Source organism: Brucella pseudogrignonensis (assembly GCF_002252525.1).
Classification (GTDB): domain Bacteria; phylum Pseudomonadota; class Alphaproteobacteria; order Rhizobiales; family Rhizobiaceae; genus Brucella; species Brucella pseudogrignonensis.
Genome location: NZ_NNRM01000003.1, coordinates 159,404 through 172,492, shown reverse-complemented (window position 1 = coordinate 172,492; position 13,089 = coordinate 159,404). Strand labels below are relative to the sequence as shown.

Genomic DNA, 13,089 nt, shown 5'->3' with positions numbered 1-13,089 from the left:
ACCATTCTTCACCAACTACCGTCCACAGTTCTACTTCCGTACGACTGACGTGACCGGTGTTGTTACCCTGCCAGAAGGCACGGAAATGGTTATGCCTGGCGATAACGTCACTGTAGACGTCACGCTGATTGTACCGATCGCGATGGAAGAGAAGCTCCGCTTCGCTATCCGTGAAGGTGGCCGCACCGTCGGTGCAGGCATCGTCGCTTCGATCATCGAGTAATTAGATTTGTGCAGGAGCGTCTCTCCGGAGGCGCTCCGCGTAACAAGGAACAGATGAAATGAACGGTCAAAACATCCGCATTCGCCTCAAGGCGTTTGATCATCGGATCCTTGACGCTTCGACGCGGGAAATCGTGTCGACTGCCAAGCGTACCGGTGCCAACGTGCGCGGACCGATCCCACTTCCAACGCGGATCGAAAAGTTCACAGTTAACCGGTCGCCGCACATCGACAAGAAGAGCCGCGAGCAGTTCGAGATGCGCACGCACAAGCGTCTTCTCGATATCGTTGACCCAACTCCACAGACTGTAGACGCGCTGATGAAGCTCGATCTGTCTGCCGGTGTTGATGTCGAGATCAAGCTTTAATCGGCTTGAGGACGGAAGGAACGAACCCGATGCGTTCAGGTGTTATTGCACAGAAGCTGGGCATGACCCGCGTCTATAACGACGCTGGCGAACATGTACCAGTGACAGTTCTCCGCATGGAAGACTGCCACGTGGTAGCTCAGCGTACAGTTGAAAAAAACGGTTATACGGCTGTTCAGCTTGGCGTTGGACTTGCCAAGGTAAAGAACACAACTAAGGCTCTGCGCGGTCATTTCGCGAAGGCTGAAGTTGAGCCTAAGGCGAAAGTAGCGGAATTCCGCGTTTCGCCGGATAACCTTCTCGAAGTAGGCTCGGAGATTCTTGCCGAGCATTTCGTCGCCGGCCAGAAGGTCGATGTGACGGGCACTTCTATCGGTAAAGGTTTTGCCGGTGTTATGAAGCGCCACAACTTTGCTGGTCATCGTGCTTCGCACGGTAACTCAGTTACCCACCGCGCTCACGGCTCGACCGGTCAGCGTCAGGATCCGGGTAAGGTGTTCAAGGGCAAGAAGATGGCTGGTCACATGGGTCAAACCCGCGTGACGACGCAGAACATCGAAGTTGTCTCTACAGATAGCGATCGTGGCCTTATTCTGGTTCGCGGCGCGGTTCCTGGCTCCAAGGGCGCCTGGATTCTCGTTCGTGATGCAGTCAAGGTTTCGCTGCCTGAGAATGCACCTAAGCCGGCTGCCCTGCGTTCAAGCGCAAACAATGCAGCTGCGGATGCAGTCGCGACTGAGGGAGCCGAATAATGGATCTCACGATTACAACTCTTGAAGGCAAGGATGCCGGCAAGGTCAAGCTGAACGAAGAAATCTTCGGCCTCGACCCACGCGACGACATTCTTCAGCGCGTCGTGCGCTGGCAGCTGGCTCGCCGCCAGCAGGGCTCTCATGATGCCAAGGGCCGCAGCGACATCAGCCGCACCGGTTCGAAGATGTACAAGCAGAAGGGTACGGGTCGTGCTCGTCACCATTCGGCTCGCGCACCGCAGTTCCGCGGCGGTGGTCAGGCTCACGGACCAGTAGTCCGTACGCATGATCATGATCTGCCAAAGAAGGTTCGCGCTCTCGGCTTGCGTCATGCTCTGTCGGCTAAGGCTAAGGCATCCGACCTGATCATCATCGATGATCTGGCTGCCTCTGAAGCCAAGACAAAGCAGCTTGTTTCGCAGTTCGCAAAGCTCGGTCTTGAAAATGCACTCCTCATCGGTGGTGCAGAGATCGACGTGAACTTCCAGCGCGCTGCTTCGAACATCCCGAACATCGATGTTCTGCCAGTACAGGGCATCAATGTTTACGACATCCTGCGTCGTGGCAAGCTCGTGCTTTCCAAGGCAGCTGTCGAAGCCCTCGAGGAGCGTTTTAAATGACCGATCTTCGCCATTATGACGTGATCGTCAGCCCAGTTATTACTGAGAAGTCGACCCTTGTTTCCGAACATAACCAGGTCGTCTTCAACGTAGCTCGCAAGGCGACGAAGCCGGAAATCAAGGCTGCAATCGAGGCGCTTTTCGGCGTCAAGGTAAAGGCCGTTAACACCACTGTGCGCAAAGGCAAGGTGAAGCGGTTCCGCGGCATTGTCGGGCGCCAGAGCGATGTCAAGAAAGCGATCGTTACTTTGGCTGAAGGCCAGAGCATCGACGTTTCGACAGGTCTCTGAGAGGCCATGGAGTAAAGACAATGGCACTCAAGCACTTTAATCCGACCACGCCAGGCCAGCGTCAGCTGGTCATCGTGGACCGTTCGGAACTCTACAAGGGCAAGCCGGTCAAGTCCCTGACCGAAGGTCTGTCCAAGAAGGGTGGCCGTAACAACACCGGTCGTATCACTGTTCGCTTTCAGGGCGGTGGTCACAAGCGTTCTTACCGTTTTGTCGACTTCAAGCGTCGTAAGCACGACGTTGTCGCTACGGTTGAACGCCTGGAATACGATCCAAACCGCACCGCGTTTATCGCGCTGATCCGCTATGAAGACGGCGAGCTGAGCTACATTCTGGCTCCGCAGCGTCTGGCAGCCGGCGACAAGGTCATTTCTGGCCAGTCCGTCGACGTTAAGCCAGGCAATGCAATGCCGCTTTCGTCGATGCCTGTTGGTACCATTATCCACAACGTGGAAATGAAGCCAGGCAAGGGCGGCCAGATTGCTCGTTCGGCTGGCGCATATGCACAGCTCGTCGGACGTGACCAGGGTATGGCTATCCTGCGTCTCAATTCTGGTGAACAGCGTCTGGTTCCAGGTGCATGTTTCGCAACGGTTGGCGCAGTTTCCAACCCAGAGCATAGCAACATCAATGACGGTAAGGCCGGTCGTTCGGTCTGGCGCGGTAAGCGTCCTCACGTTCGCGGTGTTGCAATGAACCCAGTTGACCACCCGCATGGTGGTGGTGAAGGCCGCACTTCCGGTGGTCGTCATCCGGTCACGCCTTGGGGCAAGCCTACGAAGGGTAAGAAGACCCGTTCGAATAAGGCGACCGATAAGTTCATCATGCGCTCGCGTCATCAGCGCAAGAAGTAAGAGAGGTAGTCTGAAGTGGCTCGTTCAGTTTGGAAAGGTCCGTTCGTCGATGGCTATCTTCTCAAGAAAGCTGAGAAGGTACGCGAGGGCGGTCGTAGTGAAGTCATCAAGATGTGGAGCCGTCGCTCCACTATCTTGCCGCAGTTCGTTGGCCTGACCTTCGGTGTTTATAACGGCAACAAGCATGTGCCGGTATCGATCTCCGAAGAAATGGTTGGACACAAGTTCGGTGAATTCGCGCCGACACGTACCTATTACGGTCACGGCGCGGACAAGAAGGCAAAGAGGAAGTAACGATGGGCAAGGCCAAGGCTCCCCGCCAGCTTAAGGATAACGAGGCGAAAGCCGTCGCCCGTACGCTTCGCGTCAGCCCGCAGAAGCTTAATCTTGTCGCGGCATTGATCCGCGGTAAAAAAGTAAATGCGGCACTTGCTGATCTGACGTTCTCGCGCAAGCGGATCGCGGAAACAGTGAAAAAGACGCTCGAATCGGCTATCGCCAACGCAGAGAACAATCATGATCTCGATGTTGACGCGCTGATCGTTGCTGAAGCTTATGTCGGCAAATCCATTGTCATGAAGCGTTTCCACGTTCGTGGACGTGGTAAGGCAAGCCGCATCGAAAAGCCGTTTTCGCATCTCACCATTGTTGTCCGCGAAGTTGCGGAAAAAGGGGAGGCCGCATAATGGGCCAGAAGATTAATCCAATCGGTCTTCGTCTCGGCATCAACCGCACCTGGGATTCGCGTTGGTACGCGAATACCGGTGAGTACGGCAAGCTTCTGCATGAAGACGTGAAGATTCGCGAATATCTTAAGAGCGAACTTAAGCAGGCTGCGATCTCCAAGATCGTAATCGAGCGTCCGCACAAGAAGTGCCGCGTGACGATTCACTCGGCTCGTCCGGGTATCATCATCGGCAAGAAGGGTGCAGACATCGAAAAGCTTCGCAAGAAGCTTTCCGAGATGACGAATTCCGATGCGTCGCTCAACATTGTTGAAGTTCGCAAGCCGGAAGTCGATGCTACGCTGATCGCTCAGTCGATCGCTCAGCAGCTCGAACGCCGTGTGGCATTCCGTCGCGCCATGAAGCGTGCTGTTCAGTCAGCAATGCGTCTGGGTGCGGAAGGTATTCGTATCAACTGCTCCGGCCGTCTGGGTGGCGCTGAAATCGCACGTATGGAATGGTACCGCGAAGGCCGCGTTCCTCTTCACACGCTGCGTGCTGATATCGACTACGGTACAGCAGAAGCGCAGACCGCTTACGGCATCTGCGGCGTGAAGGTTTGGGTATTCAAGGGCGAAATCCTTGAGCACGACCCAATGGCTTCTGAACGTCGTGCGGTTGAGGGTGACAATCAGGGTTCCCAGCAGAACCGCCGCCGCGAAAACGCTTAAAAAGCGGGCCGCGGGCGAGAAATTTGGAGTAGAGAACAATGATGCAGCCTAAGCGCACCAAGTTCCGTAAGCAGTTCAAGGGCCGTATCCACGGCAACTCGAAGGGCGGTACGGACCTTAATTTCGGTGCATTCGGTTTGAAGGCCGTTGAGCCTGACCGCGTCACAGCACGACAGATCGAAGCGGCTCGCCGCGCGATCACCCGTCACATGAAGCGTGCCGGTCGTGTATGGATCCGTATCTTCCCGGATCTGCCAGTAACATCGAAGCCTACCGAAGTCCGTATGGGTAAAGGTAAGGGTTCAGTTGACTACTGGGCATGCCGCGTAGCACCAGGTCGTATAATGTTTGAGCTTGACGGCGTACCCGAAGATGTGGCACGCGAAGCCCTGAGACTCGGCGCTGCAAAGTTGTCGGTCAAGACGCGCTTCATTCAGCGCATCGCAGAGTAAGAGAGGCAGTCATGAAAGCCGCAGACGTTCGGGCCAAAAGCCTCGATCAGATGAACGATGAGTTGGGCGCCCTGAAGAAAGAGCAGTTTAATCTGCGCTTTCAGAAGGCAACCGGCCAGCTCGAAAAAACCGCGCGCGTGAAGCAGGTTCGCCGTGACATTGCGCGTATTAAGACCATCGCCCGCCAGAAGGCGGCCGAAAGCAAGGCATAAGGAACAAGTATAATGCCTAAACGCGTTCTGCAGGGCGTTGTCGTCAGCGACAAAAACGATAAGACTGTTGTGGTTAAGGTTGAGCGTCGCTATTCGCACCCGCTCCTCCAGAAGACCGTTCGCCAGTCGAAGAAGTATAAGGCGCACGACGAAAACAACCAGTTCAAGATTGGTGATCAGGTTTCTATTGAAGAATCCAAGCCAATTTCGAAGGACAAACGCTGGGTCGTTCTTTCGAACGTAACAGCGGGCTAAATTACAAACACGCAGCTTAGGTAGGGCAGGAGCCCTTAACCAGCTGAAGGAAAAGAAGGCGGCCAGTCATGATTCAGATGCAAACAAACCTCGACGTGGCGGATAACTCCGGCGCACGTCGTGTCATGTGCATCAAGGTGCTGGGCGGCTCGAAGCGGCGTTATGCTTCCGTTGGCGACATCATTGTGGTGTCGATCAAGGAAGCTATTCCGCGCGGCCGCGTCAAAAAAGGTGACGTGATGAAGGCGGTGGTCGTACGGACCGCCAAGGACATCCGTCGCGCAGACGGTAGCGTTATTCGTTTCGATAATAACGCAGCTGTTCTCATCGATAACAAGAAAGAGCCTATCGGCACGCGTATCTTCGGACCGGTTCCGCGCGAACTTCGCGCAAAGAGCCACATGAAGATCATTTCGCTGGCTCCGGAAGTTCTGTAAGGAAGCAAGACGATGCAAAAGATTCGCAAAGGCGACAGCGTTGTCGTGCTGTCCGGTAAGGACAAGGGCCGTACAGGCGAAGTTCTTCAGGTTATGCCTAAGGACGACAAAGCCGTTGTTCGTGGCATTAATGTTGTGAAGCGTCATCAGCGCCAGACACAGACTCAGGAAGCCGGCATCATCTCGAAAGAGGCGCCGATTCATTTGTCGAACCTGGCAGTTGCTGATCCTAAGGACGGCAAGCCAACTCGCGTTGGTTTCCGCGTTGAGGACGGCAAGAAGGTTCGCGTCGCAAAGCGTTCGGGAGCAGTGATCTGATGGCTGAAGCTAAGGCACTTCCACGCTTCAAGAAAGTTTATCTGGATACGATCCGCAAGGCTCTTCTTGAAGAATTCAAATATGACAACGAGATGCAGATCCCACGCATCACCAAAGTTGTTCTTAATATGGGCGTAGGCGAAGCGACTTCTGATTCGAAGAAGCCAGCTGTAGCAGCAGAAGATCTGGGCTTGATTGCCGGTCAGAAGGCTGTCATTACTCGCGCCCGTAATTCGATCGCGACCTTCAAGTTGCGTGAAGACATGCCAATCGGTACGAAGGTAACTCTTCGTGCGGACCGCATGTACGAATTCCTTGATCGTCTGATCACGATTGCGCTTCCGCGCGTTCGAGATTTCCGCGGTCTGAATCCGAAGAGCTTTGATGGCCGCGGCAACTTCGCCATGGGTATTAAGGAACACATCGTGTTTCCAGAAATCAACTACGATAAAGTTGATCAGATCTGGGGCATGGACATCATCGTTTGCACGACCGCTAAGACGGATGATGAAGCCCGCGCTCTTCTGCGCGCCTTCAACTTCCCGTTCCGGCAGTAACGGCAAGCGTAGCGAGGTATATTAATATGGCCAAGACTAGCGCAGTCGAAAACAACAAGCGCCGCGAAAAGTTGGTTAAGCGTCATGCTGAAAAGCGTGCACGTCTGAAGGCGATCGTAATGGATCAGAGCCTTCCGCTGGATGAGCGTTTCCGCGCTACTATCCAGCTCGCCGAACTGCCGCGCAATTCTGCTAAGGTCCGTATTCGCAATCGTTGCGAAGTTTCGGGTCGCCCGCGTGGTTATTACCGTAAACTGAAGATGTCGCGTATTGCGCTTCGCCAGTTGGGTTCGCTTGGACAGATTCCAGGCATAGTTAAGTCGAGCTGGTAAGGAGTAGCATATGTCTGTGTCAGATCCTATCGGCGATATGCTGACCCGTATCCGCAACGCAGTTGGCCGCAAGAAGACCAAGGTTTCGACCCCGGCTTCAAAGCTGCGCGCTCGCGTACTGGATGTTCTTCAGTCTGAAGGTTACATCCGCGGATACACGCAGAGTGAATTCGTGAACGGCAAAGCCGAGATCGAAATCGAACTGAAGTATTATGAAGGCGTTCCAGTCATTCGTGAACTGACCCGCGTTTCGAAGCCTGGCCGTCGCGTTTACGTGTCGGTTAAGTCGATCCCGCAGGTTGCGAATGGCCTTGGCATCTCGATCCTGTCCACCCCTAAGGGTGTGATGGCTGATCATGAAGCTCGTGAACAAAACGTTGGTGGTGAGCTGCTCTGCCGCATCTTCTGATGCGGCCGACAGTGAACAGATAAAAGACAGGTATAAAAATGTCTCGTATCGGTAAAAAACCCGTGCCGGTCCCGGCGGGCGTGACCGCCAGCGTTGAAGGTCAGACCGTCAAGGCTAAGGGCGCGAAAGGCGAATTGTCTTTCGTAGTGCACGATGAAGTTCTGGTTAAGCTCGAAGACGGCGCTGTAAGCGTCGATCCTCGTGACCAGTCCAAAGAAGCTCGCTCCAAGTGGGGCATGTCGCGTTCGATGATCGTTAACATCTTCGAAGGCGTCGAAAAGGGCTTTGAAAAGAAGCTAGAGATTAGCGGCGTTGGTTACCGTGCTGCTATGCAGGGCAAGAATGTCCAGCTTTCGCTCGGCTTCAGCCACGAAGTGGTCTATGACGTGCCTGCTGGCATCACTGTTGCTGTTCCTAAGCCGACGGAAATCGTCGTCACTGGTATCGACAAGCAGCAGGTCGGTCAGGTCGCGGCTGAGATCCGCGAATATCGCGGCCCCGAGCCTTACAAGGGCAAGGGCGTCAAGTATGCTGGCGAGAAGATCGTCCGCAAAGAAGGCAAGAAGAAGTAAGGGAAGCGCGTCATGGCATCGCCAAAAGAAACTTTGCAGCGTCGCGCTGCTCGTGTACGCCGTCAGGTCAAGGCTGTCGCAAACGGCCGTCCACGTCTCAGCGTACACCGCTCTTCCAAGAACATCTACGTTCAGGTTATTGACGACGTTCGCGGTGTTACCATCGCAGCTGCTTCGACCCTGGATGGCGACCTGAAGGGCAAGCTCAAGACCGGCGCCGACTCCGCAGCAGCAGCTGCAGTTGGCAAGCTGGTTGCAGAGCGCGCTAAGAAAGCAGGCGTCAGTGAAGTAGTGTTCGACCGTGGTGCATTCATTTACCACGGCCGTGTGAAGGCTCTCGCCGAAGCTGCCCGCGAAGGCGGACTTAGCTTCTAATAATTTTGTGCTTCCGGAAAAAAATAAAGGAATAGGATATGGCACAGAAAGAACGTAACCGCGAAGATCGCGGTCGTGAGGAGCGCGACAGCGAATTCGTTGACAAGCTCGTTCACATTAATCGCGTCGCCAAGGTTGTTAAGGGTGGCCGTCGTTTTGGTTTCGCTGCGCTCGTCGTAGTTGGCGACCAGAAGGGCCGCGTTGGCTTCGGTCATGGTAAGGCACGCGAAGTGCCTGAAGCGATCCGTAAGGCAACTGAAGCTGCTAAGCGCGACATGATTTTCGTTCCGCTTCGTTCGGGCCGTACTCTGCATCACGATGTGCAGGGCCGTCACGGCGCTGGCAAGGTTCTCCTCCGTGCAGCTCCTGCCGGTAAGGGTATCATTGCTGGTGGTCCAATGCGTGCAGTGTTCGAAACGCTTGGCGTTCAGGACGTTGTTGCTAAGTCGCTCGGCTCCTCGAACCCTTACAACATGGTTCGTGCAACCTTTGACGCTCTGAAGCATCAGATGCATCCAAAGGACATCGCTGCACAGCGCGGTATCAAGTACTCGACCCTTCAGGCTCGCCGCCATGATGTGGTCGGTTCGGAAGAATAGCCGATAGTTTGTGCCAGTCCGGTGCACAAACACCGGATACGCCATAGACAAGGGATTTGAGTGATGGCTGAGAAGAAGGGTAAGACGGTTACGGTCGAACAGATCGGAAGCCCTATCCGTCGTCCAGCCGAACAGCGTGCAACGCTGATCGGACTCGGACTTAACAAAATGCACCGCCGCCGCACACTGGAGGATACTCCTTCGGTTCGTGGTATGATCGCCAAGGTTCAGCATCTCGTCCGCGTTGTGGACGAGGCCTGATAACGCAGGGGATAGAGACATGAAACTCAACGATCTGCGTGATAAGCCAGGTTCAGTAAAGGCGCGTAAGCGCGTCGGCCGTGGTATCGGCTCCGGCACCGGCAAGACCGCTGGCCGCGGCGTCAAGGGACAGAAGTCCCGTTCTGGCGTAGCGATCAACGGCTTTGAAGGCGGCCAGATGCCAATCTACCGCCGTCTGCCTAAGCGCGGCTTCACCAACATCTTTGCAAAGAGCTTCAACGTTGTTTCGCTCGGCCGTGTTCAGGCTGCGATCGACGCTGGCAAGCTGGATGCAAAGACAGTTGTGAATATCGATTCGCTTAAGGCTGCTGGCGTGATTCGTCGCGCTCTGGACGGTGTTCGCGTTCTTGCGGACGGCGAACTGAAGGCAAAGGTAGCCTTCGAGGTTGCTGGTGCTTCCAAGGCTGCGATCGAAAAGATCGAAAAGGCCGGCGGTAGCGTAAAGCTTCCTGAAGCTGCTGCCGAATAAGGCATCGACATAAAAATAAAAAGCGGCGGCCCTTGTGCCGCCGCTTGCACATTTATGCCAATGCGCATATCTGGGTAGGGTCTTCTTGTCCGAAGGGATGCGAGTTGGAGAAACGCGCGTCGATGGGAGTGGGGGACCGGAGACTTTTCACCGGAGAAATTTAATGGCATCGGCTGCTGAACAGCTAGTTTCCAATCTCAATTTTTCGGCTTTCTCGAAAGCTGAAGAACTCAAGAAGCGCATCTGGTTCACACTGGGCGCTTTGCTGGTGTACCGTTTCGGCACCTATATTCCGCTGCCCGGCATCAATCCTGATGCGCTTGCGCAGGCTTTCCAGCAGCATAGCCAGGGTGTGCTCGGACTTTTCAATATGTTCGCCGGTGGTGCGGTTGGCCGTATGGCTATCTTCGCTCTTGGCATCATGCCGTACATCTCTGCCTCGATCATCGTGCAGCTTATGACGTCGGTTGTTCCGACGCTTGAAGCGCTGAAGAAAGAAGGCGAGTCGGGCCGCAAGATTATCAATCAGTACACCCGCTATGGTACGGTTCTTCTAGCAATCGTGCAGGCTTATGCCATTTCAGTGGGTTTGCAGTCGGGTAACGGGATTGTCACCAATCCTGGACCGATGTTCCTGATTTCGTCGGTGATTACGCTTGTTGGCGGTACCATGTTCCTGATGTGGCTTGGTGAGCAGATCACTGCTCGCGGCATTGGTAACGGTATTTCTCTCATTATCTTCGCCGGCATTGTTGCAAACCTTCCACATGCTATTTCCGGTACGCTGGAACTGGGTCGTACTGGCGCCCTGTCGACCGGTCTGATCCTCGGCGTTATCGTTCTGGCCATCGCGCTGATCGCTATCATCGTTTTTGTTGAGCGTGCACAGCGTCGTCTTCTGATCCAGTATCCGAAGCGTCAGGTTGGCAATCGCATGTTCCAGGGCGATACTTCGCATCTGCCTCTCAAGCTCAACACGGCTGGCGTTATCCCTCCGATCTTCGCTTCGTCGCTGCTGCTTCTGCCTGCCACCGTTGCCGGCTTCGCAAATACAGCTGAAATGCCGGCCTGGGGTACAACTATTCTCAACGCTCTCGGTCATGGTCAGCCGCTTTACATGCTGTTCTATGCGGGCTTGATGGCATTCTTCTGCTTCTTCTACACGGCTATCGTGTTCAATCCCAAGGACACAGCTGACCAGCTTAAGAAGCACTCCGGCTTTATTCCGGGCATTCGTCCGGGTGAACGTACAGCTGAGTACATAGACTATGTGTTGACACGCATCACTGTTGTCGGCGCCATCTATATTGTGCTTGTCTGTCTTCTGCCGGAATTCCTGATTTCCGCGACCGGTGTACCATTCTATCTTGGCGGTACTTCGCTGTTGATCGTGGTCAGCGTAACGCTCGATACGGTTGCGCAAATTCAGGGACATCTTGTCGCTCATCAGTATGAAGGGCTGATCAAGAAGTCCAAACTCAGAGGTGGGAAACGTAATAAATGAGACTGATACTTCTTGGGCCGCCCGGAGCAGGTAAGGGGACGCAGGCTGGACTTCTTACCAAGAAGCATGGAATACCTCAGCTTTCGACTGGCGACATGCTGCGTGCAGCAGTCGCTCAGCAGAGCGAGATCGGGAAGCGCGCCAAGGCAGTGATGGATGCCGGGCAGCTGGTTTCTGATGAAATCGTCAACCAGATCGTTTCAGAGCGCATTGATGCGCCGGACTGCGCAAGCGGTTTCATTCTGGACGGTTATCCGCGTACTGTGCCTCAGGCGCAGGCACTCGGCGAAATGTTGGTTGGCAAAGGTCTCAAGCTTGATGCGGTCATCGAGCTTAAGGTTGACGAGAATGCATTGGTCAAGCGGATGGAAAGCCGTGTGGCTGAAACGATTGCCAAGGGTGGTCAGGTTCGTTCCGACGATAACCCGGAAGCCTTCCGTAAGCGTCTCGTTGAATACCGTGAGAAGACTTCGCCTCTTTCCAGCTATTACGCTGGAACCGGTGAACTTCGCGTCATCAATGGTATGGCTCCGGTTGAAGAAGTTACTGCCGAAATTGAGAGAATTCTCGTTCCGGCTTGAGGCTTGAAAAAGTCGTTTAAAAATTGCGGACAGGAAGACGTTTAGCGTTTTTCTGTCCGCTTCTCGCTTTCAAGAGTTGCTTTTAATGTCTGTGCAGTTGCTTTGGCAGCTTTACGGACAGTTAAGAGTTGACTTTTTCGGGCGATTCCGTCAAAGACTGCCCCACTTCAATTGGTTTGAATGGTCGGTTCTGGCGGAAATAGTAAGAGGCCGGGACCGGTCAAACAATGCTGTCTGGTTGATCGCATCTGCCAGATCGATTTTTATGTAACTCAAGGAGAACAGACGTGGCACGTATCGCTGGCGTCAACATCCCGACGAACAAGCGCGTAATCATTGCGCTTCAGTACATCCACGGGATTGGACCTAAATTTGCTCGTCAAATCGTAACGAAGGTCGGCATTGCCGACGATCGTCGCGTAAACCAGCTGTCGGATGCTGAAGTACTTCAGATCCGTGAAGCTATCGATGCTGAATACCGCGTCGAAGGTGACCTGCGTCGTGAAGTTTCCATGAACATCAAGCGTCTGATGGATCTTGGCTGCTACCGCGGTCTGCGTCATCGTCGTTCGCTGCCAGTTCGTGGTCAGCGCACGCATACCAATGCACGTACCCGTAAGGGTCCTGCAAAGGCTATCGCAGGTAAGAAGAAGTAATTTTCGGCAGAACCAATCGTTCTGCCGGGCTTGCCCGATAATCGGGTGGGTTCGGTGCTGGTCCTTATCAAAGGGCTGGTGGAGCCGCTGGAACTACGGCGGTGTCGAGATCGAGTTTTGAGAGGACTATCATGGCTAAGGAAGCCCAGCGTATTCGCCGTCGCGAGCGCAAAAACATCTCGTCGGGCGTTGCCCACGTTAATTCGACGTTCAACAACACCATGATCACCATCACGGATGCACAGGGCAATGCGATTGCCTGGTCTTCTGCAGGTGCTCAGGGTTTCAAGGGTTCGCGTAAGTCGACCCCGTTTGCCGCACAGATCGCTGCTGAAGATTGCGCCAAGAAGGCTCAGGAACATGGCATGCGCTCCCTCGAAGTCGAGGTTTGCGGACCGGGTTCTGGTCGTGAATCTGCGCTGCGCGCCCTTCAGGCTGCCGGCTTTGTGATCACGTCGATCCGCGATGTTACGCCGATCCCGCACAACGGTTGCCGTCCGCGCAAGAAGCGCCGGGTCTAATTTCTTTTATATGCCGCATGAACCTCGGACCATGTGTCCGGGGTTCCTCTGCGGTT

Annotated in this window: 26 protein-coding genes; all 26 read left to right on the top strand. The window is 54.5% G+C overall.

All coding sequences use genetic code 11. From position 1 onward, the window contains the following. The coding region (locus CEV34_RS01275; protein ID WP_459562088.1) for an EF-Tu C-terminal domain-related protein at nt 1-223 on the top strand (223 nt) is incomplete at its 5' end. A 58-nt stretch (nt 224-281) separates the two neighbouring features. After that, nucleotides 282-590 (top strand): 30S ribosomal protein S10, encoded by a 309-nt coding sequence (rpsJ, locus tag CEV34_RS01270; protein ID WP_002964363.1) that lies wholly within the window; start codon nt 282-284, stop codon nt 588-590. 29 nt (nt 591-619) lie between these two features. Then, the gene (rplC, locus tag CEV34_RS01265) at nt 620-1,342 is read left to right on the top strand and encodes a 50S ribosomal protein L3 (RefSeq protein WP_007875345.1); all 723 of its coding nucleotides are present in this window, start codon (nt 620-622) and stop codon (nt 1,340-1,342) included. Continuing rightward, nucleotides 1,342-1,962, top strand: a complete 621-nt coding sequence (gene rplD / locus CEV34_RS01260) for a 50S ribosomal protein L4 (RefSeq protein ID WP_007875344.1) — start codon at nt 1,342-1,344, stop codon at nt 1,960-1,962. The genes rplC and rplD overlap by 1 nt, the downstream gene beginning before the upstream one ends. Beyond that, the gene (locus tag CEV34_RS01255) at nt 1,959-2,252 is read left to right on the top strand and encodes a 50S ribosomal protein L23 (RefSeq protein WP_007875343.1); all 294 of its coding nucleotides are present in this window, start codon (nt 1,959-1,961) and stop codon (nt 2,250-2,252) included. Before rplD ends, CEV34_RS01255 begins: the two co-directional genes overlap by 4 nt. 20 nt (nt 2,253-2,272) lie before the next feature. Beyond that, nucleotides 2,273-3,106, top strand: a complete 834-nt coding sequence (gene rplB / locus CEV34_RS01250; RefSeq protein WP_007875341.1) for a 50S ribosomal protein L2 — start codon at nt 2,273-2,275, stop codon at nt 3,104-3,106. Nucleotides 3,107-3,121: 15 nt separating this feature from the next. Beyond that, on the top strand, nt 3,122-3,400 hold the full coding sequence (rpsS, locus tag CEV34_RS01245) for a 30S ribosomal protein S19 (RefSeq protein WP_007875339.1): 279 nt from the start codon (nt 3,122-3,124) through the stop codon (nt 3,398-3,400). A gap of 2 nt (nt 3,401-3,402) precedes the next feature. Then, a complete protein-coding gene (gene rplV, locus CEV34_RS01240) occupies nt 3,403-3,792 on the top strand; it encodes a 50S ribosomal protein L22 (protein WP_007875336.1) in 390 nt (129 codons plus the stop codon). Continuing rightward, nucleotides 3,792-4,502, top strand: a complete 711-nt coding sequence (rpsC, locus tag CEV34_RS01235; protein ID WP_007875334.1) for a 30S ribosomal protein S3 — start codon at nt 3,792-3,794, stop codon at nt 4,500-4,502. The genes rplV and rpsC overlap by 1 nt, the downstream gene beginning before the upstream one ends. A 38-nt stretch (nt 4,503-4,540) precedes the next feature. Continuing rightward, nucleotides 4,541-4,954 carry a 50S ribosomal protein L16 gene (gene rplP, locus CEV34_RS01230; RefSeq protein ID WP_007875332.1) on the top strand — a complete coding sequence of 138 codons (414 nt, stop codon included), beginning with the start codon at nt 4,541-4,543 and terminating at the stop codon, nt 4,952-4,954. 11 nt (nt 4,955-4,965) lie between these two features. Beyond that, complete coding sequence (rpmC, locus tag CEV34_RS01225; protein ID WP_007875331.1) at nt 4,966-5,166, top strand: 50S ribosomal protein L29; 201 nt, start codon at nt 4,966-4,968, stop codon at nt 5,164-5,166. A gap of 12 nt (nt 5,167-5,178) precedes the next feature. Next, the gene (gene rpsQ / locus CEV34_RS01220; RefSeq protein WP_007875330.1) at nt 5,179-5,421 is read left to right on the top strand and encodes a 30S ribosomal protein S17; all 243 of its coding nucleotides are present in this window, start codon (nt 5,179-5,181) and stop codon (nt 5,419-5,421) included. A 68-nt stretch (nt 5,422-5,489) separates the two neighbouring features. Then, a complete protein-coding gene (gene rplN, locus CEV34_RS01215) occupies nt 5,490-5,858 on the top strand; it encodes a 50S ribosomal protein L14 (RefSeq protein WP_007875329.1) in 369 nt (122 codons plus the stop codon). Between the two features lie 12 nt (nt 5,859-5,870). After that, the gene (gene rplX / locus CEV34_RS01210; RefSeq protein WP_007875328.1) at nt 5,871-6,176 is read left to right on the top strand and encodes a 50S ribosomal protein L24; all 306 of its coding nucleotides are present in this window, start codon (nt 5,871-5,873) and stop codon (nt 6,174-6,176) included. After that, a complete protein-coding gene (rplE, locus tag CEV34_RS01205) occupies nt 6,176-6,733 on the top strand; it encodes a 50S ribosomal protein L5 (protein WP_007875327.1) in 558 nt (185 codons plus the stop codon). Before rplX ends, rplE begins: the two co-directional genes overlap by 1 nt. A 26-nt stretch (nt 6,734-6,759) precedes the next feature. Next, nucleotides 6,760-7,065, top strand: coding sequence for a 30S ribosomal protein S14 (gene rpsN, locus CEV34_RS01200; RefSeq protein ID WP_007875326.1), 306 nt, complete (start codon nt 6,760-6,762; stop codon nt 7,063-7,065). Nucleotides 7,066-7,075: 10 nt separating this feature from the next. Further along, the gene (gene rpsH, locus CEV34_RS01195; protein ID WP_007875325.1) at nt 7,076-7,474 is read left to right on the top strand and encodes a 30S ribosomal protein S8; all 399 of its coding nucleotides are present in this window, start codon (nt 7,076-7,078) and stop codon (nt 7,472-7,474) included. 38 nt (nt 7,475-7,512) lie between these two features. Next, entirely contained in the window at nt 7,513-8,046 is a 534-nt protein-coding gene (gene rplF, locus CEV34_RS01190; RefSeq protein ID WP_007875324.1) for a 50S ribosomal protein L6, read from the top strand. Nucleotides 8,047-8,058: 12 nt separating this feature from the next. Further along, a complete protein-coding gene (gene rplR / locus CEV34_RS01185; protein WP_064320721.1) occupies nt 8,059-8,421 on the top strand; it encodes a 50S ribosomal protein L18 in 363 nt (120 codons plus the stop codon). A gap of 38 nt (nt 8,422-8,459) precedes the next feature. Continuing rightward, nucleotides 8,460-9,020, top strand: coding sequence for a 30S ribosomal protein S5 (gene rpsE, locus CEV34_RS01180; RefSeq protein ID WP_007875318.1), 561 nt, complete (start codon nt 8,460-8,462; stop codon nt 9,018-9,020). A gap of 63 nt (nt 9,021-9,083) precedes the next feature. After that, nucleotides 9,084-9,281, top strand: a complete 198-nt coding sequence (gene rpmD / locus CEV34_RS01175; RefSeq protein WP_007875314.1) for a 50S ribosomal protein L30 — start codon at nt 9,084-9,086, stop codon at nt 9,279-9,281. 19 nt (nt 9,282-9,300) lie between these two features. Next, nucleotides 9,301-9,771, top strand: a complete 471-nt coding sequence (rplO, locus tag CEV34_RS01170) for a 50S ribosomal protein L15 (RefSeq protein ID WP_094543138.1) — start codon at nt 9,301-9,303, stop codon at nt 9,769-9,771. Between the two features lie 163 nt (nt 9,772-9,934). Next, nucleotides 9,935-11,275, top strand: a complete 1,341-nt coding sequence (secY, locus tag CEV34_RS01165) for a preprotein translocase subunit SecY (RefSeq protein WP_007875310.1) — start codon at nt 9,935-9,937, stop codon at nt 11,273-11,275. After that, the gene (locus CEV34_RS01160) at nt 11,272-11,856 is read left to right on the top strand and encodes an adenylate kinase (protein WP_007875309.1); all 585 of its coding nucleotides are present in this window, start codon (nt 11,272-11,274) and stop codon (nt 11,854-11,856) included. Before secY ends, CEV34_RS01160 begins: the two co-directional genes overlap by 4 nt. A 287-nt stretch (nt 11,857-12,143) precedes the next feature. Beyond that, nucleotides 12,144-12,512 (top strand): 30S ribosomal protein S13, encoded by a 369-nt coding sequence (rpsM, locus tag CEV34_RS01155; RefSeq protein ID WP_064320719.1) that lies wholly within the window; start codon nt 12,144-12,146, stop codon nt 12,510-12,512. 131 nt (nt 12,513-12,643) lie between these two features. Then, nucleotides 12,644-13,033: a 30S ribosomal protein S11 gene (gene rpsK, locus CEV34_RS01150; RefSeq protein ID WP_024897028.1), complete on the top strand. Its 390-nt coding sequence runs from the start codon at nt 12,644-12,646 to the stop codon at nt 13,031-13,033. The last annotated feature ends 56 nt before the right edge of the window (nt 13,034-13,089 follow it).

Coding starts and splice junctions, on each gene's coding strand:
- rplC (WP_007875345.1), top strand. CDS start 620: ATGCGTTCAGGTGTTATTGCACAGAAGCTGGGCATGACCCGCGTCTAT.
- rpsE (WP_007875318.1), top strand. CDS start 8,460: ATGGCACAGAAAGAACGTAACCGCGAAGATCGCGGTCGTGAGGAGCGC.
- rpsJ (WP_002964363.1), top strand. CDS start 282: ATGAACGGTCAAAACATCCGCATTCGCCTCAAGGCGTTTGATCATCGG.
- rplV (WP_007875336.1), top strand. CDS start 3,403: ATGGGCAAGGCCAAGGCTCCCCGCCAGCTTAAGGATAACGAGGCGAAA.
- rpsC (WP_007875334.1), top strand. CDS start 3,792: ATGGGCCAGAAGATTAATCCAATCGGTCTTCGTCTCGGCATCAACCGC.
- rplF (WP_007875324.1), top strand. CDS start 7,513: ATGTCTCGTATCGGTAAAAAACCCGTGCCGGTCCCGGCGGGCGTGACC.
- rplD (WP_007875344.1), top strand. CDS start 1,342: ATGGATCTCACGATTACAACTCTTGAAGGCAAGGATGCCGGCAAGGTC.
- rplP (WP_007875332.1), top strand. CDS start 4,541: ATGATGCAGCCTAAGCGCACCAAGTTCCGTAAGCAGTTCAAGGGCCGT.
- rpsN (WP_007875326.1), top strand. CDS start 6,760: ATGGCCAAGACTAGCGCAGTCGAAAACAACAAGCGCCGCGAAAAGTTG.
- rpmD (WP_007875314.1), top strand. CDS start 9,084: ATGGCTGAGAAGAAGGGTAAGACGGTTACGGTCGAACAGATCGGAAGC.
- CEV34_RS01160 (WP_007875309.1), top strand. CDS start 11,272: ATGAGACTGATACTTCTTGGGCCGCCCGGAGCAGGTAAGGGGACGCAG.
- rpsK (WP_024897028.1), top strand. CDS start 12,644: ATGGCTAAGGAAGCCCAGCGTATTCGCCGTCGCGAGCGCAAAAACATC.
- rpsQ (WP_007875330.1), top strand. CDS start 5,179: ATGCCTAAACGCGTTCTGCAGGGCGTTGTCGTCAGCGACAAAAACGAT.
- rpmC (WP_007875331.1), top strand. CDS start 4,966: ATGAAAGCCGCAGACGTTCGGGCCAAAAGCCTCGATCAGATGAACGAT.
- rpsH (WP_007875325.1), top strand. CDS start 7,076: ATGTCTGTGTCAGATCCTATCGGCGATATGCTGACCCGTATCCGCAAC.
- rplO (WP_094543138.1), top strand. CDS start 9,301: ATGAAACTCAACGATCTGCGTGATAAGCCAGGTTCAGTAAAGGCGCGT.
- CEV34_RS01255 (WP_007875343.1), top strand. CDS start 1,959: ATGACCGATCTTCGCCATTATGACGTGATCGTCAGCCCAGTTATTACT.
- secY (WP_007875310.1), top strand. CDS start 9,935: ATGGCATCGGCTGCTGAACAGCTAGTTTCCAATCTCAATTTTTCGGCT.
- rplE (WP_007875327.1), top strand. CDS start 6,176: ATGGCTGAAGCTAAGGCACTTCCACGCTTCAAGAAAGTTTATCTGGAT.
- rplB (WP_007875341.1), top strand. CDS start 2,273: ATGGCACTCAAGCACTTTAATCCGACCACGCCAGGCCAGCGTCAGCTG.
- rplR (WP_064320721.1), top strand. CDS start 8,059: ATGGCATCGCCAAAAGAAACTTTGCAGCGTCGCGCTGCTCGTGTACGC.
- rplN (WP_007875329.1), top strand. CDS start 5,490: ATGATTCAGATGCAAACAAACCTCGACGTGGCGGATAACTCCGGCGCA.
- rplX (WP_007875328.1), top strand. CDS start 5,871: ATGCAAAAGATTCGCAAAGGCGACAGCGTTGTCGTGCTGTCCGGTAAG.